This is a genomic window from Xylocopilactobacillus apicola, from assembly GCF_033095985.1.
In the GTDB taxonomy this organism is placed as follows: Bacteria; Bacillota; Bacilli; order Lactobacillales; family Lactobacillaceae; genus Xylocopilactobacillus; species Xylocopilactobacillus apicola.
This window is the reverse complement of sequence record NZ_AP026802.1, coordinates 831,852-852,612: the sequence shown is the minus strand read 5'-3', so window position 1 is coordinate 852,612 and position 20,761 is coordinate 831,852. Positions and strand designations below refer to the sequence as shown.

Below are 20,761 nucleotides of genomic sequence, written 5' to 3'. Positions count from 1 at the left end.
ATAACGCAAGTTCACCCTGATCTTCAATATTTTTATTTTTTCTGGTGAATTTCAGTTATAATTGGTGGTGATTTCTACTGCAAAGGATAACTAAAATGAGCAAACTTTTAATTTTCACGATTCTCTGTTTAATTGCCTACTTGATCGGTTCCATTCCGTTTGGAGTTCTAATCGGTAAATGGTTTAAGCACACCGATATTAGAAATTACGGCAGTCACAGCATTGGTACCACCAACGCCTACCGAGTGCTGGGAACTAAACTAGGCAGTTTGGTTTTAATGCTTGATATGTTAAAAGGAACTCTTAGTGCGTCACTTCCTATCATTTTTGGTCACTACCCTCACTACTATGTGATTATCTGCGGTTTTTTTGCAGTTCTTGGCCACACATTTTCAATTTTCTTGAAATTTCGCGGCGGTAAAGCTGTAGCAACAGGAGCCGGAATTTTACTCGCCTACGAGCCAATCCTCTTTATTTTAACCTGGATTGTTTTTTTAACGACCGTTTTTTTCACAAGTGCTGTCTCAATGGGTAGTATTTTAGGGTTTATCTTTGTTAACCTTGTTTCTTTTTTTGTTCTCAAAGATCCAATTTTATCACCTATCGCTTTTATTCTACTAATTATTGTCATTTATCGCCACCGCGAAAATATCAAACGCATCAAAAAAGGGCAAGAAAATCTTGTCCCATTCGGTTTAATTTACTGGCGCAAAAACAAAAAATAATTTAATAAATTTCTAAATATTGTTCTTTCTCCCAATCCGAAATGGTTTGGGAATAAGACACCCATTCTAATTTCTTTAAGTTTACAAAACTTCTATAAATGTGTTCACCTAGAGATTTTACCACAACGTCATCTTTACCCAACCAATTTAGTGCTTCATATAAATTTTGAGGTAAATCGCGGATTTGATGAGCCAAGCGCTCCTCTTTATTCATCCGGTAAATATTGCGGTCAATTGGAGGAACTGCTGGCAAATCAGATTTTAATCCATCAAGCCCAGCGGCTAAAATCACGCTAAAAGCCATATAGGGATTTGTCGTTGGATCAACGCTTCTTAACTCTAAACGCGTAGAATTTTTTCGATCGACCGGAACTCGTACCATCGGCGAACGGTTCCGCCCACTCCATGCAATGTAAACGGGAGCTTCAAACCCTGGAACGAGGCGCTTATAAGAATTGACAATTGGATTAGTCACTGCCGTAAAACTAGCTGCATGTTTTAAAAGACCTGCTAAGAATTTCTGGCAAGTTTGTGATAGTTGGAGATCGCTATCTGGATCATAAAATGCATTTCCTTTGTCTGTGAATAGCGACATATTTGTATGCATTCCTGACCCATTGACCCCTTGCACTGGCTTAGGCATAAACGTCGCATGAAGATGATATTGCCTAGCAATCGTCTTAACCACCAGTTTAAAAGTTTCAATATTATCAGCGGCCTCAACGGCGTTCTCGTATTTAAAGTCGATCTCGTGTTGACCAGGGGACACTTCATGGTGCGCTCCTTCAACCTCAAAGCCCATCTTCTCCAAAACTAAAACAATATCTCGCCGACAATTCTCACCTAAATCAAGCGGAGCAAAATCAAAATAACTCCCTTTATCGTTTAAAATACTAGTCGGATGATCCAATTCATCAAGTTTAAAGAGAAAAAACTCTGGTTCGCAACCAATGTTAAAAGATGTAAAACCCATCTTTTCCATTTCTTTGATATTTCGTTTTAAATTCACCCGTGGATCTCCAAGAAAAGGCTTGTGATTCGGGTCATAAACATCGCAGATCAAACGAGCAACTTTACCATGCTCCGTGCCCCAAGGAAAAATTAAAAACGTATCTAAATCTGGTTTAAGATACATATCACCTTCTTCAATTCGAACAAATCCATCAATGGAAGAACCATCAAACATTAGATCTCCTTTGAGAACTTTCTCCAGCTGGGACACTGGGACTTCTAAGTTTTTTAAAATTCCATTAATATCTGTAAACATTAGACGAATAAAGCTAACATTTTCTCTTTCGACTATTTCTCTAATCTCTTCTTTGGTGTATTTTTTGCGTGCCATTTTTTCCTCAGTCTAAATTATTTTTACCAATTTCTAGATAACGCATCATTTCATTACGAAAAATATCTCGTGCTTCTTCATCAGTAACGGGTTTAAAAGTTTCAGTTTGATATCCTGAGGTCTTTTTCGCTCGATATTGCTGAATTTCTTTAATCGTTTCACCACTATCAAGCATCTCTTTAATAATCAATAATTCATCAAGATCATTAAGCGAGAAAACCCTTTGATGACCATCAGTTCGATGATAAGTGATTAACTTTTTTTCTTCGTAATATCTAATTTGGCGGGCACTTAGATCCGTCAAAGCCATGACAACCTGAAGTGAAAGGATCGGGAGATCCCGTTTAATTTCTTTACTCATATCCTTAACCCTCCTGGTATAAATTATCTCGATTAATAAATCAGTTCAATAGTTGATGTTAGCATTTCTGACATCAATCCAGAAAAGCAAGCCACTGCATAACATCATGCTCAATTTGAGTAATAAAATCGGGTTCGGATAAATCATACCAATTCACCTGCATTTTATTACGAAACCACGTTAATTGACGTTTAGCATAATTACGAGACTTTTGCTTCAAAAGAGCAACAGAAGCTGAAAGCTCGCAGTTTTTGGCAAAATAAGGGAAAAATTCTTTGTAGGCAATCGCTTTTGTTAAAAGCGGATAATCTTCTTGATGTATATATACATCTTCTGCCTCATAAACTATACCTTGTTCCATCATCTGGTCTACTCGTTTTTCAATCCGCTCATACAATACATTCCGAGCTGTGTTGAGTCCAATAATATAAGGGTCAAATTCTACTTCAGATTCCTTTTGATCAACAATTGAGCGACCTGTGAGTTTTTTAATTGCAATTGCTCTTAAAACCCTGCGCTTATTAGCTAGGTCAACATAAGGGGTCGCAGTTGGATCAATTTCTTGCAACCAATTAATCAGATCCGTTAAATTTAAATTTTCATTAGACATCAAAAAGTCCTGGTATTGCTTCTCTTCAAGTTCACCAAGAGAATAATTACGAAGAAATGAATTGATATAAAGCCCCGTCCCCCCTGCAATAATTGGAATCGTGGAGTTATGATCAATAATTTCATTTGCAGCCTGTTTAAAGTCATAAACCGAAAAACGCTCAGTCGGCTCAATCTGATTAACCAAATAATAAGGAACATCAATTGCACTCAAATCAGGTTGAGCAGTACCAATCTTAAAATAGCGATATATTTGCATCGAATCCCCTGAAATTATATAGGTATTTAACTTTTCAGCCAATCTAACGGCTAAATCTGTCTTTCCTGTTGCGGTAGGACCGACAATTACGATAATTTTTTTAATTTTTTTCATATGTTGTATAATTGGGCTTGTAAAGATTTTAGTTTAAAGATAACATTACTACAGATGATATCGCAAGTAAGGAGGCTATTCATGGCTAAGAAATTTATCTCTGGTTTTGTAACTGGCAGTGTTGCAGCTATTGGCGCTGTTGCTGCGTCGGCTTATGCTTTTAAAAAGACTGTCGTTGAACCAACTGAAGAAAAAGCACAACAGATTGAAGACAATCGTCGTCGTGCTAACCGTAAGAGTCACCAAGCTCATATGGGTTAAGACAATTGGAGCAAATATTTGCTCCTTTTTTGTTGCAAAATAAAAACCATCCTAAAAGTACTTTAGAATGATTTTAACAGATTTACCAGCCCATTTGATCTGCATTTTCCGGCAAACTCAGCTTTCCAGCTGCCAACTCTGAAAATGTTTGTTTAAATGCAGTGAATACGTGTTGTAGTTGTTCTTCTGTGATTACCAAAGGCGGCTGAATCCGCAAAGTATAACCGCGTAAACTAATAACAACTACTCCTAATTCAAACATGCGATAAATAATCATATTAGTCGCATCACTGTCTGGCTGATGAGTTTGAGGGTCAACGATATCGACCCCTCCGTTCAAACCGTAAAAACGTACATCGCCGATAAAATCATATTTATCCTTTTCTTGATCAAAGAATTCTTGCGCTAATTTACCCAATTTCTCCGACCGTTCAACCAGATGCTCATTTTCAATCACATCTAATGTTGCATTTGCAGCAGCAGTTGTAACTGGGTTCCCTGCTGTCGTGTAAGTGTTAGCAGGTGAATCAAGGCTGTCCAAAATTTCTGCTCGACCAATCACTGCGCTCAAAGGCAGACCTGAAGCGATCGATTTTCCAACCGTCATAATGTCGGGTTCCAAATTAAAGTGTTGAATTGACCACCATTTTCCGGTTCGTCCAAGACCTTGATTAACTTCATCAATGGCAAACAGAATTCCATGATCATGGGCAAATTTGTATAAGCGCTGCATGTATTCATCCGGCGCCTTAATAATTCCACCATCACCTTGAATTGGTTCAATAATAATTGCCGCCACTTCTTCAACTGGCAAATAGGTTTCAAATGGCAATTTGAATGCTTCCCAGTAGCGGTCCACAAAATCGTTTAATGTTTCATTGGCTGGTTTTTTACTGGGATCAGGGTAAGGAACTTTTACTATATCTGGTAATAGCGGGCCAATCTTGCGACTCATATTTAAACTAACTGCTGAAATACTAATGGAACCGTAGGTCGACCCGTGATAAGCACCGGTAAAACTCACAATATACGGACGTTTTGTATAAGCACGAGCGTATTTAATAATGGCATCATTGGCATCAGATCCTGAATTCCCCCAGCCCACTCGTACAGGTCCGCTAATCGGAGCCAATTCTGCCAAACGAGTCGCCAACCGTGCTGCTGGTTCATTGGCAAAATAAGCAGGTGTGTACTGAATTATTTGCTTAGCTTGTTGACAAATGGCCTCCACCACATGTGGATGGGAATGCCCAGTATTAGTTGCCGAAGCGCTGGCTAACAAATCAACGTATTCTTTGCCGTCCAAATCGGTTAGAACGGCTCCTTTGCCACTGGCAACGACTAAATCAAAATATTGAATCCGGGTTGCCGGAGCAAGTACTTTATTTTCAGAGTTTAATAATTTTTGATTTTCATTCAGTTCCATTTTGTGAATCCTCCTTCTCTTTGTTTAAATATGAATGTTTCATTCCGTACAAGAAGTAAATTATTATTCCGATCAAAAACCAGCCAGCAGCATAAATTTTAGCTTCCGTGCTTATTCCTAAAAATACTACTAAGGAACCAGCAAAACCCAAGAATGGCAAGACTGGATAAAGCGGCATTTTAAAGCCTTCATTTTTGATATCTTTTTTCTCTCGCTGCCGTAAGCCGTAAATTCCTAACGTCACAAACATAAAAGCAACTAACGTTCCAGCAGAAATTAACTGTGAAAGCTGGTCAAACGGAAAAATTGCCCCGACAATGACTGCCATAATTGTTAGAACCAGAAGAGCATGATTAGGTAAATTGTTCTTATTTAACTTGCCTAACCATTTCGGAAGTAAAAGGTCTCGACCAAAAGAATAAATTAGTCTTGAGCCTGCCATTGTCATTCCGATCAAAGCAGTGAACATTCCGAGAACAATAACGGCCTGGACTATCGATCCAATAACTGCATGGCCGCTTTGTCTCAATGCCCAGCCAACTGGTTCTGCATTATTTGCATAATCAGTGTACTTAAACATCCCAACTAGAACTAAAGATACCGAAACAAACAAAACTACACCAATTGCTAAAGAGCCTAAAATGCCACGAGGCATTGTCTTTTGTGGATCCCGAGCTTCGGCTGAATTAGCTGCAATGGAATCAAAACCGATATAAGCAAGGAAAATCATTGAAACACCGGCATAAATACCTTGCCAACCACCAAAAGCACTCCCATCTGGATTTACGTGATATTTAGGAATAAACGGAACATAATTTTGAACTTTAATCGCCGTTGCTCCAACAACAAGGAATAAAATAACAGCCAAAACTTTAGCAATAACTAAAACATTTTCCACTCGTGCTGCTTCTTTCATTCCGCGAGAAAGTAATAATGCCACTGCAATAATTACTACGGCCGAAATTATGTCAATAAATCCACCCTTTGCACCCAATGATTTTGCCAAAAATGTTGGCAGTTTAAAACCCAAAGGAGACAATAATCCCTGCAAGTTGGCCGAAAAACCTGAGCCTACAAAAGCTACTGCAATAAAATATTCAGCTAAAAGCGCCCAACCAGCAAGCCAACCAAAGAATTCGCCAAAAATTACATTAATCCAAGAATAAGCAGAACCAGCAAAAGGCATTGCCGAAGACATCTCTGCATAAGCAAATGCTACTAACCCTGATACAACCGCAGCGCCCAAGAACGACAACGCTACTGCTGGACCTGCGTGGGCAGCAGCTACTGCTCCTGGCAAAGTAAAAATAGCTGTTGAAACAATTGTTCCAACCCCTAAAGCTAAAAAATCGCGGACTCTAAGAGTCCGCGCTAAATGAGCGTCTTTTTGTTCGTATACACTTGGATCTTCCTTACGGCACATCCGCCGCCATAATTTATTCAATGTTAATACCCCCGAATTTATTTTCCCCTATGATATTTTTACACCTACCACTAGAAGTTGGTTAATATTCTCTAATATCTCGTGTTAATTGTCAATGATTTTTATTAATAATTTCGAGTATTTATTGAAAAACGGGAGAAACAACTGAATTAATCTCGGTGTACATCTTAATTAATTTTCGCTCACAATAAAAATTTCACCGTTATACCGTTATATACGGTTTGAGATATTAATGAGATCGATATTCCAACATTTTAATTGTCTGTTTTTCCTCACTAAAATCTATCTTCGTATTTAACTTATTGACTTGAAGAGTTTTATAAAAATTTTTCGAAATAGCAAAATTCACCTGTCGAACATTTGTTCTTTTTGATATACTTAACAGGTGAGAAGTTTTATGGGCGGTGGCTGCATGAATTTCCAAGGAGGTGGTGTCGTATGGAAATACGGAAAAATCTTACTAGAAAGGATTTGCAGTCAGCTTGACTGTTTTTCAAGCTATCTCGTTGATGATTTCATTTGGTTTGCTTATTGCAACATCTTAAAACATAACGAAAAGTAACAAAAAACCCGTCCTATCTAACTTTGGCGAGTTATAGGAAGGGTTAAATATTTCTACAATATTGCCACCGCCTTTAAAGCGGCTCACATCTACCTGGTGTTAGCGCACCGGCTCTTTTTATACCTAAATTATATACCCTTAAAGGTATACAATCAAGGCACGTTAACTAAAGTATACGTCACGGTCGCCTTGTAGTGACCAGGTGCTGGAATATCGCTTGCCCGCGCTTTAAAGCTCAGATTCCAGGGAATCGCGAGTGCGTCTTGATAGCCACTACCTGCCGTCCCGTTATACACAGTCTGAGCCGTTGAGGTGAGATTAGTTGTCGCTCCGTTACTTTGATAATAGAGTGGATTTCCTGAGATCTTCTTGGTGGTGTCAGTCGCAAGTTCAAATTGTTTCGTCAACGACGCTTCGACGCGCCAAACTTTTCCGTTGCGAGAATTCCGATTGTCGGTAATATTGAAGCTCTGAGCCGCACTCGTGTAATTATGCGCCCGAATAGATCCTCTATGAGTCCCAAAATCGATACTGCCGGTTGTTGTTAATGTCTGCCTGCCTTGTTGATCCCATACATAAATTCGTGTTCCGGTGGCGGTAGACGAATCACTGATAATCTGAGCTGCAGTTTTTGCTGTTCCCTTCGGATCGTGAACCGTTCCTCCTGATCCAACCTCACGCCAATTCGGATTTGTCACGTAATATGTTGCGAGCGAATCTATAATCTCATCCTCTACTCTTGGATCTTTTAAAGCACAATCTGTTGCTAATTTAGAAGTACTTCCAAGTGTCAACTGCCACAACTTCGGACTCCCATCAAACATTGACGTCATTGTTGTAACATTACTCGTGTTAAAACTACTAAGATCAAGACTCGGAAGCACCGACATGTGCGCAAACATTACCGTCATGTCGGTGGCACTTGATGTATTAAAGCTGGTCACATTCAACTTCTTCAATCCATGCATCTCATTAAACATGTAACTAAAATCTTGTACCAGGCTGGTGTTGAAATTATTTAGATCCAACTCTGTGATCCCCAGACATCCCTGGAACATCCCTCGCATACTGGTAACCTGGTTCGTAACAAAGCTACTGACATCCAAACTAGTTAATCTAGTACAATAGTTAAACATACTATTCATATCTGTCACATTGGCGGTTTTGAATTTACTCACATCAAGACTGGTCAAGCTCTGACACTGCGCAAACATTGCATTCATATCAGTGACGTTTGAGGTATCCAAAGATGCAAGTCCTTCAATAGCGGTTGCATTCGTGAGGTCAGTAAATAAATTGTGAAGTGATCCGCGAGCTGTTACTCCTGGTTTAATTACAACCTTTGTGACATCTGCCGCTTGTCCATGCCAAGGCCAAACAGAAGCGCCCGTTGTATCCACTGAACCGTTTAATTCATGTGGGTAAATTGTTAAAACTTTAGTAGTCGGGTCAATATCCCACCACTTGAAATCATTTAAGTTGATGTTTTTAACTTCCGAAACGTTATTTGCATTATCAACTGCTACGATATGAACGTATTTACCATAACTAGCAGGGAGCGACAAATTGAGAATTGCTTGCGGGTCTGATGAAGAAGTCGGATTTAAATTAATATTAGTAACAACACCAGTTGAAGGATTTTTTATCACAGGCGGGGTTCCAGTTGGATTGGCATCGACAGTGTAGACATATCCTTTAATGCCGCTTGTAACAGTGGTTTTAATTACATCAGAATATTTTGCAGCAACATCTGATTTTGCTTTTACGCGATAATAATAGTCGCTTCCCTCATCTTGAGAGTTGATATTAAGGCTTAATTGGGTGCCGGTTAATCCATTAAGTGATTCAGTTGGGCTATCTGGCACTGCCGTATCTTTAACTGTATAGTCCTCACCGTGAGTTGTCGTATTAAGTGTGCTTGTGTAATAGGTCATATTGGCAATGATTTTTGCCTCGTCTGGTGTACAAGATCCATTAGAATGCCCTGTTTGAATCATCGCATAATTGTTTTTGGTAACCAGATACCAGTTATCATCACCAATCACCTTACCCGTACCATCATGAGCGTAGTTAGTATTACCAGTAAATGGTCCACTTCCTCCACTCCATACGTTAGAACTGTAGTGCATCCATCTAGTGGTCTCCCCATCATACATAAAAAATTGAGATAACGAGTGGGATGAGGAAATATTATAAACAGCATTGCTATCAAGATTATAAGGATATTGATTCAACGTTCCATTCGTAGTAAAAGAAACTTGATTTGAACCTCGCCAATTATAGCTATCAATTCTTCCGCCCTTAGATTCAATATCTCTAGCCAACTCAATACCTATTTTAGAAGCAAACATATTAAAATAAGGATGTACACCCATTGAAATATCACAAATGGTATCATGTCCCAAAATTAATGATCTTCCCGTATCTGCAAAAGCTGCAACAGCAGGTTGAGATATAGCTGTTAAATCATTAACTCCCGCAGTCCAACCACCGTTACTGTCAGCAGAACCAAAATAAATTCCATCGTATTGATAATTACCAGCTGCATCCTTTAAATAGCCATCGGGATTTGCATTAAAATTGGGCAATGACACTTCTGTAACGTCAATTAAGTTCATTGAAACCGGCTGACCAGTTCCATTATTTTGATTCATCCAACCTTTTAGGAAATTTCCTCCAGGTGGATAAACATTTAAGATTTTGACATGCTTACCATAATTAGTTGGTGCGACTTCCCAAGCAAAATCATCATCTGAAATAGCACTGTTAGTGGTTCTTTGAACAATATAACCATCAGAAGTATCAGAAACTCGGTCCCAATCTAAAGTAACTGAACCTTGACCGTTTACAAATTTACTTTCCCCAGTTAAACGAAAATCATTGGTCTTTACTACTTCAGACAATAATCGCGGTTCTAGAAAAGTAGATTTAACACGGCTAGCTAATTGCCCCCCCCCTGAAATCGCTACCATTTGTTAATGTTGCCACATTTGCCGGAAAATCAGCAGCTTTACTGTCCTGTTTAAAGTTCAAAGCAAAAAACAAAGAATAAATACCGCTTAACGTCACCAAAACATATCCCAACTTCTTTACTAACTTCATGGTCATCTCCTCGTAATTACATTAAGTCTTCACTAATTATCGATAGTATACCAGACTTCTTATCAAATTGGATTCCACTTTTTGTAAAAAAAATGTGAAGTCAACGAATTCACTGCCAAAATTCTCTTCTAGCATTTTAATCAGAGACAAGGCAATTTATGTTATTAACAAAAAATAGGTCCTGAGACCGATGGATTACTAAAGCAAAAGATTGATAATAATAGACGAACAGTAAGTGATGCAAAAGAATTGCATTTAAAATGTTCACGTTTTCTCTCCTTTTATAAATTTGAATTAGCCACCTGGTTCCCCCAAACCGGGTGGTTTTTTGTTCTCAATTAATCAGAAACTAAATATAAGTCCTGTAATTTATCTACTTTACTTTGATCGAAGTTTAACTCTTCTTCTGCATATTTTTTGACGCTACCATAATTTTGATTAATAAAATTTTGAACGATTTCTAAGTATTCTTCTTTTACTTCAAGAGAAACTGCTAAAGCCAGAAGCTCATCTCCCTCATAACCCTCACGTCTGAATCCATCAATAATTTCATCATTAGCAACTTTTCGATCTACATTAGTCTGTAAATAATCCTTCACAACCTCTTCGTTTTCGACATCCAAAAGCCATAGAATCAAGGCTGCAGCAATCCCAGTTCGATCTTTACCAGCAAAGCAATGAAAAAGCGTTGAACCATCCGGGGTATCAATTAATAATTGTAAGAAATTCCCATAGTATTCTTGAGAAATCGGATTAGATACAACATCGTGATAGACATTAAGCATATGATCATCCACAAATGAAACATCACCGATTCTAGCAAAATCTTGGAGGCTGAATCCGTTCGTCTTTGCTCCTTTCATGATTTGTAAGTTTATGAGGTCAACTCCTGGAATTTTATCATCAGGCCTCTCAATGAATTCTTCTTCACTTCTTAAATCTACTATTTGCTTCAATTGGTAATCTTGCACCAATTGGTCTATTACTTCTTGATCAACGTTAACAACCTCACCAGATCTAAGCAACCGCTTATGTTTCACTAATTGACCATTTCTATTTTTTATTCCACCTAAATCACGAAAATTCACTAGTTTCATTTTTATTGTCCTTTGATTTTAGAATTACTCAAATATCATACCATGTTTTTTCTTTCCATAAAAAAAGATCGACCAAGTTCCGTCGATCTCAAAGTATTTTATTAAAGAACTTCACCATTAGATTCAATCACCTTGCGATACCATTCAAAGGAATCTTTCTTTGAGCGTTCCATTGATCCGTTGCCCTCATCATCACGGTCAACGTAAATAAAACCATATCGTTTGGACATTTGGCCTGTTCCAGCTGAAATTAAATCGATACAACCCCAAGGAGTGTACCCCATCAAATCAACTCCATCTTCTGATACTGCTAATTTCATTTGTTCAATATGTTCTTTCAAATAGTCAATCCGATATTGATCGTGAATCTCGCCGTTAGCTTCAACTTTATCGATAGCGCCAAAGCCATTTTCAACAATAAATTGAGGCTTGTCATAATGATCTTGCAACCAGTTCATCGTATAACGCAATCCTTCTGGATCCACAGGCCAACCCCAATCAGAAGCTGGAACATACTCATTAGTTGTCCGATCAGATTCTTCAAGGAAACGATAGCTTTTTGGCTCATCTTTTTTAGCTTCAACACAGCCAGACATATAGTAACTAAACCCGATATAATCGACAGTACCTTCTTCGAGCTCTTTTAAATCTTCTGCCGTAATATCTAAATTCCAGCCCTTGTTAGTCTGATATTGTTTAAGCCAATTCGGATACTTTCCGTTTGACTGAACATCTTCAAACCAAAGTCTTGCCTGCATTGCTCGTTGGGCTTTCATAACGTCAGCTGGCTTAGGAGTCGCTGGATAAAACGGAACCATCGCAATCATTGAACCAATCTGGAAATCTGGGTTAATCGAATGTCCGAGTTTAACGGCCTGAGCACTTGCGACTAATTCATAGTGAGAAGCTTGATACATCGTCTTTTCCAAATCTTCATTTGGTTCAGGTCTAATCCCTGAGTCTGTCATGATTGCAAACGGATTGCTAAAATCAGTTTGGTTATTAATCTCATTAAAAGTCATCCAATATTTGACTTTATTGTGATAACGTTTAAAGACAACTTCGGCAAAATTCATGAAAAATTTGATCAATTTACGATTCCGCCAACCACCATATTCCGTTACCAAATAATAAGGCATTTCAAAATGAGCAAGAGTTACAACTGGTTCAATCTGATATTTTAAACATTCATCAAATAAATCATCGTAAAACTTTAATCCTTCTTCATTGGGTTCTGTTTCATCCCCATTCGGGAAAATTCTAGTCCAAGCAATTGAGGTCCTAAAGCATTTGAAGCCCATCTCGGCAAATAATTTGATATCCGCTGGATACCGATGATAGAAATCAATTCCTTCGTGATTAGGATAATAAAGGCCAGGCTGAACGCCATCAGTTATTTGACGCGCTACGCCGTTAGCACCAGCTGTCATAACATCTGCAACACTAACTCCTTTGCCACCTTCTTGCCATCCACCTTCTAATTGATGAGCTGCAACTGCTCCACCCCATAAAAAATCATCTCTCAGTTTTCCATTATTATTCAATGATTAAAAACTCCTTTTTTTCAAAATAAAATCTTTTACTGGAACTTACGATTATTTTAAACAAATTTTGTACATTCTAAATCTAAACTATCAGCGACAGATTTTTCAGTTAATTTACCTTCAAAGGTATTAATTCCTTTTAAAATCATCGGATTATCAGCAGCTGCTTTTTTAATTCCTTTACTGGCAATCTGTAAAGCATAGGGTAAAGTGGCGCTAGATAGTGCATCAGTGGCAACCCGAGGCACTGCACCAGGAATATTAGCAACTGCATAATGGATCACTCCATGAGAAATAAAAACTGGATCATCGTGAGTAGTTGCCCGAACAGAAGTCTCAAAAATTCCTCCCTGATCGATTGGAATATCTACAACCACTGAACCCTTCTCCATATTAGCAATCATTTCTTCGGTCACTAATTTTGGGGCTACTGCTCCGGGAATCAAAACGGCTCCAATTACTAAATCTGCTGATTTAACTGCTTGGGCAATATTATGGGGATTAGACATTAAAGTCTGAATTTTTCCATCAAATAAATTGTCAACTTCGGCCAATCGATCCGCATTTATATCTAAAATTGTCACGTTAGCTCCCATGCCGACAGCGATCTTGGCCGCGTTAAAACCAACGGTCCCCGCACCAATAATTACCACGTTACCTCGCTGGACGCCAGTAACTCCTGACAAAATGATGCCTTTCCCTTTAAATGTTTGTTCTAAAAAATGTGAGCCCACCTGCACTGCCATCCGGCCTGCAATTTCACTCATTGGAAATAATAATGGCAAATGTCCATGACGATCTTCCATCGTCTCATAAGCAACTCCTGTCACTTGACTTTTAATTAAGCTGTCAACCAATTCTCGATTAGCCGCCAAATGAAGATAAGTATAAATAATTTGACCAGCCTTAAAATAATGGTATTCTGAGGCTAAAGGTTCCTTTACCTTAATCACCATTTCTGTATCCCACGCATCTTCAGCGGTACCGATCGTGGCTCCTGCTTGAATATATTCTTTATCCAAGTAACCTGAATAAAAACCAGCATCCTTCTCAACAATAACTTGATGATTAGCATTAACTAAATCATGAACGCCACTTGGTGTCATCCCAACTCGATGTTCTTCAACTTTAATTTCTTTTGGAATTCCGATAAGCATTTTGTTCGCCTTCTTTCTTCTAATTAAGCGCTTCCAAACTCATCATAACACTTTTTTCAAAATAAACAACAAATTAATGAATTTGATTAAACAAAAAACATCACCTTAAAGTGATGCCTTCTTTTTGGTATTGCCTTCCCATTTCATAAAACCACCTTTCAGCCAATAAACTTCTTGGTAGCCATTCTTTTTAAGTTTTCCGGCAACTCGAATCGGAATTTGATCAGTCCGTTCATATAGTAGTACTGGTAAATCTTTCCTAATTGATTCTTGATACTGCTTAAAGTATGAATAAGGAATGTTTCTAGCTCCCATGATATGGGCAGTATCAAAATCTCCTTTACTTCGCAAGTCAATAATCTGTCCATTGTGAACTTTTTTCTCGAATTCTTGAGGCTTTAATCCACCTTTGATGATCCTTCCTTTAACATAGTAATAAAACCAATTGCCAAAAATCCATAACAAAATAGCAAGCAATACTCCATCAACTATCCACAACCAAGTTGGTGTCGTCGCAGCAAAAGACATCATACTCCCTCCTCAATTTCCTTTAAACTTTCCCTAACAAGCGAAGCTGCGCCTAAAATACCTGCATCATTACCGAGCTCGGCTAAACGCAAAGAAGTAGTTTTTTTGATATTATCAAAAACAAAATTAGGGAAAAATTTATTGATGTGATCAATTAAAAACTGTCCGCTGGCAGAGACCCCGCCGCCGATCACAATGTACTGAGGATTTAAAACATCAGCTACTTGTCCTAAACCCCAAGCCAAATAATATGTAACATAATCAACGGCTTCAATTGCTGCTTGATCACCCGATTTGGCTAGATCAAATACAATTTTGGCATTTAATTTACCTTTTTGTGCAGCTTCACCAAGCAATGATTCAGGATACTTACCAGCAAAACTTTCTCCAACTCGCGCGATTCCCGTTGCTGAAGCGATGGTTTCCAAGCAACCTCGATTGCCACAAGTACATGGATAACCGTCTGGTTTCACTACAATATGTCCGATCTCACCACCAGAACCAGCAATCCCATGTACTAACTTACCATTAGCGATGATTCCACCGCCGATCCCGGTCCCAAGTGTGACAAATACTACTTCGTTTTGATTTTCTCCTGCTCCGACCCAGCGCTCGCCCAATGCCGCAACATTAGCATCATTTTCAACAAAAAAAGGAATCTTAAAAGCCGATTCAATTTTTTCTTTTAGCGGTTGTTCAGTCGTCCAGTTTAAATTAAACGCTCCATTAACGGTCCCATGAACTTGATCAACCGTTCCTGGTGTGCCAAGACCAATGCCCATCACCTGATCACTGGCGTATTTTGGAAGATAATTGCCAATTGAATCTAGCATATCAGGCAAAATATGGCTCCCGCCATCTTCAATATTAGTTGGAATATTCCACTGTTTGCGAACTTTTCCTGCTTCATCAACCATACCAAATTTAATGGTTGTTCCACCTAAATCAATTCCTAAATATAATTTACTCATTATTCTCCTCTTTCCTAATTTCGCTTTTAACGATAGTCATTGACCTTAGATAGATATCCCGATCAATCAAATTAGCTCTAAATAAGCGATTTAGTTCAACTTCAGCTAATTTTAAATCATCAAGCCGATTTCCTAAATGAATGTAAATATTAAATTTTTTTAATAGATCTAAAACATTGTAGAAGTGTTTTATTTCATCAAGATCAAACAAGGGCCCGCCCCATTCCGAACAAATATAACCCAATTGACGACGCTACAAAAAATAATGCAGCCAAAATTCTTTGCCAACTAGGATAGTTAGCAGCTTGTGGCGACCCTAAAATAATTGACAAGAAATATCCACCAATAAAGCCACCTAAATGAGCTAAGAGTCCAATTGATCCTCCCGCAAAATTATCTATTACATCAAACACAAAATTGAAAACTGCGAGTCCGACAATTTGAGTCGATAGATAATGATACTGAGAATTATTAACCAAAGACCGCCGCATCAAAACAAAAATGCCAAAAAGTGCAAAAATCGATGAGCTCGCTCCTGCCGAAATCGTTGTTTCACTTTGAAATGCAAAACTAACTAAATTGCCATAGATTCCTCCCAAGAGATAAACGCTTAAAAAGCGCCAGCTCCCTAGAAAGGGTTCAATATAAAAGCCAAAGACCAAGAGGGTCAACATATTAAATAAGATGTGTTGAAATCCAATATGTAAAAAAATGGGAGTAATTAATCGCCACCATTGTCCTGTTTGAACACCAGAACGCGTCAAAGCACCCAAATGATAAAGAACCTCAATTTGTTGACTTCCACCTTTCATCATTTCAACTAAGAACATGACGACTGTAATTGCGATTAAACTAAAAGTAACCGGATATTCACGTAGATAAGACTTAATATTCACTTGACCTCCTCAATCTATTAATCTTTATTTTAGCATTTTTGACCTACTGAGCACTAAATTTCCTTAAAACAGAGTTAACTGGTCATCTTCTGGTAAGTCAGCCGTAACTTTGTTTTCATCCAAGTAATCTAGAACTGTCCGCGATATTTTTCCTCTTTGAAGCAAATCTTTTTTCGAAGTAAAAGGATGTTCACTGCGAGCCAGAACTACCTGTTTAGCAACGTTTGCTCCTAGGCCAGGAATAGAGATAAATGGAGCTAAAAGCGTTTGATCATCAATTATTTTAAATTGAAAAGCATCCGATTGATTCAAATCGACCATTTTATATTTGATCCCGCGGCACAAAGACTCGTTAGCAACTTCAAGTGAAGTTCGACTGCTTTTATCAATCATTGTGGCTTCGCCACTTTGAATTTTTTCATTTAATTCATCCAAACGCCCCTTTATTGCAGCTTGGCCTGTGCTCATCAGACTGATATCATAATCATTAGTCCGAATTGAAAAGAAAACATCATAATATAAAATCGGAAAATAAACTTTAAAATAAGCAATTCGCAAAGCCATTAAGACATAAGCTGCCGCATGAGCTTTCGGAAACATATACTTAATCTTTTTACAAGAATCCAAATACCACGAAGGAACCTTCGGATTTTTCTTTAATACTTCTTCATCATCTGGTTTAACACCACGGCCTTTACGAACATCTTCCATCACACGGAATGCTGTACTTGGTTCCACTTCCCAGTGAATTAAATCCATCATAATATTATCCCGACAACCAATTACTTTATCGATCGTGACGTTTTTCTTTGTAATCAACTCCTCAGCATTACCACGCCAAACGTCAGTTCCATGAGAAAGGCCTGAAATTTGCAATAGTTCAGAGAAATTATGCGGATGAGTTTCTTCTAACATTCCCCGAACAAAACCCGTCCCAAACTCAGGGATTCCAAGGGTTCCCGTTTTTGAACCAATTTCTTCTGCCGTAACTCCCAGTGCTTTAGGTGAAGAAAACAAGGATAAAACCTCTGGGTCATCAGTTGGAATTGTTACCGGATCAATACCAGACAAGTCCTGCAACATTCTAATTACGGTCGGATCATCATGACCAAGACAATCAACTTTTAAAATATTATCGTGAATCGAACTAAATTCAAAATGAGTAGTTTCCCAAGCTGAATCAACTTTATCAGCCGGATATTGGATCGGAGTAAAATCATAAATATCCATCTCTTGAGGAACAATCAAAATGCCGGCCGGATGCTGGCCAGTCGTCCGCTTTACCCCGGTGATTCCACTAGCGAGCCGATCAATTTCCGTTTGTTTTAACGAAATATTTCGTTCACGCTCAAAGGCTTTAACATACCCATAAGCAGTTTTTTCAGCAACGGTTCCAATCGTTCCAGCACGATAAGCATGATCTTCCCCAAACAAAACTTTAATGTAATTGTGAGCAACTGGCTGGTAATCGCCAGAGAAATTCAAATCAATATCGGGAACTTTTTCTCCGTTGAAACCTAAAAAAGTCGCAAATGGAATATCTTGTCCATCTTTAGCCAATTCGGCACCACATTCAGGGCATTTTTGATCAGGCAAATCATAACCTGAAGCATATTCTCCGTGCAAAAAGAATTCAGAATAATGACAATCTGGACAGCGATAGTGTGGTGGCAATGGATTAACTTCCGTAATCCCTAGCATCGTTGCAGCAAAACTTGAACCAACTGACCCCCGGGAACCAACCAAGTACCCATCTTTATTACTCTTTTTTACTAGTTCGCGCGAAATATAGTATATAACAGCAAATCCATTTCCGATTACGCTATCTAACTCGGTTTTTAAGCGATTTTCAACTACTTCTGGCGGATTGTCCCCATACAACTCATGCATGCGATCATAAGCTGCATCACGTAAATTCTGATCAACACCTTCAATATTTGGCGTGTACAGTTTATCCTTTAAAGGGACAACATCTTCAATTCGATCAAAAATTTCATTACTGGCAGTAATCACCACTTGCTTGGCGGTCTCTTCACCCAAAAAAGCAAATTCATCTAACATTTCCTGTGTTGTCCGGAGATACAATTCAGGTAAATTTCGACTACGTTTTGCCGTCATTGACTGAGATGCAAGAAGAACTTCTCGAAATTTAAAATCGCTCGGATCCAAATAATGAACATCTCCCGTTGCTACAACTGGAATTTGTAATTTTGCCCCGATTCGGATAATCTTTTGAATCACTTCTTGCAATTGTTCTGCTGTTAACCGTTGATTTCTAATCAAATGTTCATAATTACCAAGGGGTTGAATTTCCAAATAATCATAAAACTTAGCTACTCTCAGGGTATCTTCGTCATCTTTTAAAGAGGCTGAATCAAAAACTTCTCCCTGATCACAGGCACTACCGACTAAAATTCCTTCGCGATATTCGTTCAAAATAGAACGAGGAACCCTTGGCACCCGATAATAATACTTTGTATGGGCATCAGAGACGATTTTAAACAAATTCTTGAGTCCCTTTTGGGTTTGAGCAAGCAAAATTACGTGCGTCGGTCGAACCTGACGATAGGTACTAGTTAAGTCCAAATGCTGATCCAAATCACTTAATTCTTTTAATTCGTGCGTCTTTTGAAATTCTGCCAACATTTTAAAGAAAATTTCATAAGTACCTTCAGCGTCATCAATCGCCCGGTGATGGTGAGTTAAAGAAATCCCAACTTTTTTCGCTAAAGTTTCTAGTCGGACATTAGCTAATTCTGGATACAAAAATCGCCCCAGTCCCATCGTATCGATTACTGGTCGCTGAACTTTACTTAAATTAAGTCGTTCGAAGTTTTTATCAATAAAATCCCAATCAAAACGTACATTGTGACCAACCAGAACTGCCCCGTCAATGAATTCATGAAAATTGGTCATCACCTCCGAATTTGATTTACCACTACGAATATTTTCGTCAGTTATACTGGTCAATTCCTTCGTAAATTCACTTAGAGGTTTGCCGATGTTAATAAATTCCTGAAACTCTCCAACTTTTTTTCCACCTGCAAATTTCACGGCCCCAATTTCGATAATCTCATTAAATTCAACAGATAATCCTGTAGTTTCAATATCAAAAACTACAAAGGTTACTTCTTCAGGAGCTTCATGTGTTGAATTATAAATTATGTGCGTATAATCGTCGACTAAATTAGCTTCCACGCCGTAAATAGCCTTGATACCGGTTTTTTGAGTAGAATAATATGTTTCAGGATATGCCTGCAAATTTGCATGATCGGTCAATGCAAAACCTTTTTGCCCAAAATCAGCTACTCTTTTAGCAAAATTACCAACGGGCGTAATTGCATCCATTTGGCTCATATTCGAATGCAAATGAAGTTCGACTCGTTTTTGACCTTCGTAATTATCTCGACGAGCTGGTGGTGAGGGGATTTGTTGAATATTATATAAATTCATCGTTAAATTTTCAGTGAACTGATCGTTTTGAATTTTCCCCTTGGCTTTAACCCAAACTCCTGGTTTCAAGTCTTTATAATCAGCTAACTCATTTTCACCAGCAAACTTTTTCAATAAAATTGAATCAGTGCCGTCGTAAATCTCAAAAGTTAAAATGTAATTTTTATTCTTAATTGCTCGCTGATCAGATTTAAAAATTTGTCCTTCGAGCACAATTGTCGAAGTCGGTCCTTCAATTTCATTAATTGGGACAACTTTTCCAGTGATATTTTTGTCGTCCTTGCTGCTTCTCTTTCTGACTGGAGTGCTAGCTGGAGGCGCTGCTGCTAATTGCTTTTGAAGCGACTGAAACGCAAGATCGTTTTCTTGCTTTTTCTTTGCCAGGAATTCTTTTGATTTTTCTTCCTCAGAATTTTGATCAATCACAAATTCAACGTTAGGCGCAGGAAAACCAAATTTTTGGTAAATTCCCGCAATTTCTGCCTCCACTTCTTTATTCATCATCTTATAAATAAATTCTTGATTAAAAATGATTTGTAATTTGTTTTCAGCAAAAATAGCATTTTGATTAAGCAAAATATTCTGATAATGTGAAAGATTTCCAACCATTGTTGGGTAGTAGTCTTGATACCATGAGTCTTCAGGTAGATCATTTTTATAATTGAGATGTAGATCAATAGTTTTACTCTGAGCTAAATTTTTTAAAATATTATTTAGCTCCAAATAAGCAGAAACTGGTAGAAAATTCTCTCCTACAACAAAAAAATCCCAAGAATTTGAGATGCGATGGATTAATAATCTTTCCAACCAAAGCTGATCTAAATTAAGCTCCTCTGAAAATTCGGGCTCTAAAGTCAGTTTAGCAAAAAGATCAGCTAACTTAATCAATTTTTTATCAGACAAAATTCAG

General features: G+C 38.1%; 18 protein-coding genes. 3 read left to right on the top strand and 15 right to left on the bottom strand.

Annotated elements, in window-relative coordinates:
• Positions 1 to 95: 95 nt before the first annotated feature.
• The gene (plsY, locus tag R8495_RS04265) at positions 96 to 725 is read left to right on the top strand and encodes a glycerol-3-phosphate 1-O-acyltransferase PlsY (protein WP_317636315.1); all 630 of its coding nucleotides are present in this window, start codon (positions 96 to 98) and stop codon (positions 723 to 725) included.
• A gap of 1 nt (position 726) precedes the next feature.
• Here plsY and glnA read toward each other — a convergent pair whose 3' ends face one another.
• From glnA to miaA, 3 genes are all read right to left on the bottom strand, one after another.
• Entirely contained in the window at positions 727 to 2,067 is a 1,341-nt protein-coding gene (gene glnA / locus R8495_RS04260; protein ID WP_317636314.1) for a type I glutamate--ammonia ligase, read from the bottom strand.
• Positions 2,068 to 2,074: 7 nt separating this feature from the next.
• A complete protein-coding gene (locus tag R8495_RS04255) occupies positions 2,075 to 2,428 on the bottom strand; it encodes a MerR family transcriptional regulator (protein ID WP_317636313.1) in 354 nt (117 codons plus the stop codon).
• A gap of 73 nt (positions 2,429 to 2,501) precedes the next feature.
• Positions 2,502 to 3,410 (bottom strand): tRNA (adenosine(37)-N6)-dimethylallyltransferase MiaA, encoded by a 909-nt coding sequence (miaA, locus tag R8495_RS04250; RefSeq protein ID WP_317636312.1) that lies wholly within the window; start codon positions 3,408 to 3,410, stop codon positions 2,502 to 2,504.
• A gap of 81 nt (positions 3,411 to 3,491) precedes the next feature.
• On the opposite strand from miaA, the gene R8495_RS04245 reads away from it, so the two are divergent.
• The gene (locus tag R8495_RS04245) at positions 3,492 to 3,671 is read left to right on the top strand and encodes a DUF3042 family protein (protein ID WP_317636311.1); all 180 of its coding nucleotides are present in this window, start codon (positions 3,492 to 3,494) and stop codon (positions 3,669 to 3,671) included.
• A gap of 82 nt (positions 3,672 to 3,753) precedes the next feature.
• On the opposite strand, the gene R8495_RS04240 is transcribed toward R8495_RS04245, so the two are convergent.
• A complete protein-coding gene (locus tag R8495_RS04240; RefSeq protein ID WP_317636310.1) occupies positions 3,754 to 5,097 on the bottom strand; it encodes an aspartate aminotransferase family protein in 1,344 nt (447 codons plus the stop codon).
• Complete coding sequence (locus R8495_RS04235) at positions 5,084 to 6,520, bottom strand: APC family permease (protein WP_425613264.1); 1,437 nt, start codon at positions 6,518 to 6,520, stop codon at positions 5,084 to 5,086. Before R8495_RS04235 ends, R8495_RS04240 begins: the two co-directional genes overlap by 14 nt.
• A 503-nt stretch (positions 6,521 to 7,023) precedes the next feature.
• On the opposite strand from R8495_RS04235, the gene R8495_RS11150 reads away from it, so the two are divergent.
• Positions 7,024 to 7,086 carry a putative holin-like toxin gene (locus tag R8495_RS11150; protein WP_425613263.1) on the top strand — a complete coding sequence of 21 codons (63 nt, stop codon included), beginning with the start codon at positions 7,024 to 7,026 and terminating at the stop codon, positions 7,084 to 7,086.
• A gap of 169 nt (positions 7,087 to 7,255) precedes the next feature.
• Here R8495_RS11150 and R8495_RS04230 read toward each other — a convergent pair whose 3' ends face one another.
• The 10 genes from R8495_RS04230 to R8495_RS04185 form a co-directional block, all read right to left on the bottom strand.
• Complete coding sequence (locus R8495_RS04230; RefSeq protein WP_317636308.1) at positions 7,256 to 10,075, bottom strand: BspA family leucine-rich repeat surface protein; 2,820 nt, start codon at positions 10,073 to 10,075, stop codon at positions 7,256 to 7,258.
• Positions 10,041 to 10,205: a hypothetical protein gene (locus tag R8495_RS04225; RefSeq protein WP_317636307.1), complete on the bottom strand. Its 165-nt coding sequence runs from the start codon at positions 10,203 to 10,205 to the stop codon at positions 10,041 to 10,043. The genes R8495_RS04230 and R8495_RS04225 overlap by 35 nt, the downstream gene beginning before the upstream one ends.
• A gap of 338 nt (positions 10,206 to 10,543) precedes the next feature.
• Entirely contained in the window at positions 10,544 to 11,302 is a 759-nt protein-coding gene (locus R8495_RS04220) for a tyrosine-protein phosphatase (RefSeq protein WP_317636306.1), read from the bottom strand.
• Positions 11,303 to 11,403: 101 nt separating this feature from the next.
• A complete protein-coding gene (locus tag R8495_RS04215; RefSeq protein WP_317636305.1) occupies positions 11,404 to 12,846 on the bottom strand; it encodes a 6-phospho-beta-glucosidase in 1,443 nt (480 codons plus the stop codon).
• Between the two features lie 56 nt (positions 12,847 to 12,902).
• A complete protein-coding gene (gene ald / locus R8495_RS04210; RefSeq protein WP_317636304.1) occupies positions 12,903 to 14,003 on the bottom strand; it encodes an alanine dehydrogenase in 1,101 nt (366 codons plus the stop codon).
• A gap of 105 nt (positions 14,004 to 14,108) precedes the next feature.
• On the bottom strand, positions 14,109 to 14,534 hold the full coding sequence (locus tag R8495_RS04205; protein WP_317636303.1) for a rhodanese-like domain-containing protein: 426 nt from the start codon (positions 14,532 to 14,534) through the stop codon (positions 14,109 to 14,111).
• A complete protein-coding gene (locus R8495_RS04200; protein WP_317636302.1) occupies positions 14,531 to 15,502 on the bottom strand; it encodes an ROK family glucokinase in 972 nt (323 codons plus the stop codon). The genes R8495_RS04205 and R8495_RS04200 overlap by 4 nt, the downstream gene beginning before the upstream one ends.
• Positions 15,495 to 15,713, bottom strand: a complete 219-nt coding sequence (locus tag R8495_RS04195) for a YqgQ family protein (protein WP_317636301.1) — start codon at positions 15,711 to 15,713, stop codon at positions 15,495 to 15,497. The genes R8495_RS04200 and R8495_RS04195 overlap by 8 nt, the downstream gene beginning before the upstream one ends.
• Positions 15,706 to 16,398 carry a rhomboid family intramembrane serine protease gene (locus R8495_RS04190; protein WP_317636300.1) on the bottom strand — a complete coding sequence of 231 codons (693 nt, stop codon included), beginning with the start codon at positions 16,396 to 16,398 and terminating at the stop codon, positions 15,706 to 15,708. Before R8495_RS04190 ends, R8495_RS04195 begins: the two co-directional genes overlap by 8 nt.
• 63 nt (positions 16,399 to 16,461) lie before the next feature.
• Positions 16,462 to 20,754, bottom strand: coding sequence for a PolC-type DNA polymerase III (locus tag R8495_RS04185; protein WP_317636299.1), 4,293 nt, complete (start codon positions 20,752 to 20,754; stop codon positions 16,462 to 16,464).
• Positions 20,755 to 20,761: the final 7 nt, after the last annotated feature.

What these genes read in the sequence shown, in the direction of transcription:
- glnA (WP_317636314.1), bottom strand. Translation starts at nt 2,067, where the DNA reads ATGGCACGCAAAAAATACACCAAAGAAGAGATTAGAGAAATAGTCGAA.
- R8495_RS04230 (WP_317636308.1), bottom strand. Translation starts at nt 10,075, where the DNA reads ATGGTAGCGATTTCAGGGGGGGGGCAATTAGCTAGCCGTGTTAAATCT.
- R8495_RS04255 (WP_317636313.1), bottom strand. Translation starts at nt 2,428, where the DNA reads ATGAGTAAAGAAATTAAACGGGATCTCCCGATCCTTTCACTTCAGGTT.
- R8495_RS04240 (WP_317636310.1), bottom strand. Translation starts at nt 5,097, where the DNA reads ATGGAACTGAATGAAAATCAAAAATTATTAAACTCTGAAAATAAAGTA.
- R8495_RS04200 (WP_317636302.1), bottom strand. Translation starts at nt 15,502, where the DNA reads ATGAGTAAATTATATTTAGGAATTGATTTAGGTGGAACAACCATTAAA.
- R8495_RS04245 (WP_317636311.1), top strand. Translation starts at nt 3,492, where the DNA reads ATGGCTAAGAAATTTATCTCTGGTTTTGTAACTGGCAGTGTTGCAGCT.
- R8495_RS04225 (WP_317636307.1), bottom strand. Translation starts at nt 10,205, where the DNA reads ATGAAGTTAGTAAAGAAGTTGGGATATGTTTTGGTGACGTTAAGCGGT.
- plsY (WP_317636315.1), top strand. Translation starts at nt 96, where the DNA reads ATGAGCAAACTTTTAATTTTCACGATTCTCTGTTTAATTGCCTACTTG.
- R8495_RS04235 (WP_425613264.1), bottom strand. Translation starts at nt 6,520, where the DNA reads ATGTGCCGTAAGGAAGATCCAAGTGTATACGAACAAAAAGACGCTCAT.
- ald (WP_317636304.1), bottom strand. Translation starts at nt 14,003, where the DNA reads ATGCTTATCGGAATTCCAAAAGAAATTAAAGTTGAAGAACATCGAGTT.
- R8495_RS04205 (WP_317636303.1), bottom strand. Translation starts at nt 14,534, where the DNA reads ATGATGTCTTTTGCTGCGACGACACCAACTTGGTTGTGGATAGTTGAT.
- miaA (WP_317636312.1), bottom strand. Translation starts at nt 3,410, where the DNA reads ATGAAAAAAATTAAAAAAATTATCGTAATTGTCGGTCCTACCGCAACA.
- R8495_RS04220 (WP_317636306.1), bottom strand. Translation starts at nt 11,302, where the DNA reads ATGAAACTAGTGAATTTTCGTGATTTAGGTGGAATAAAAAATAGAAAT.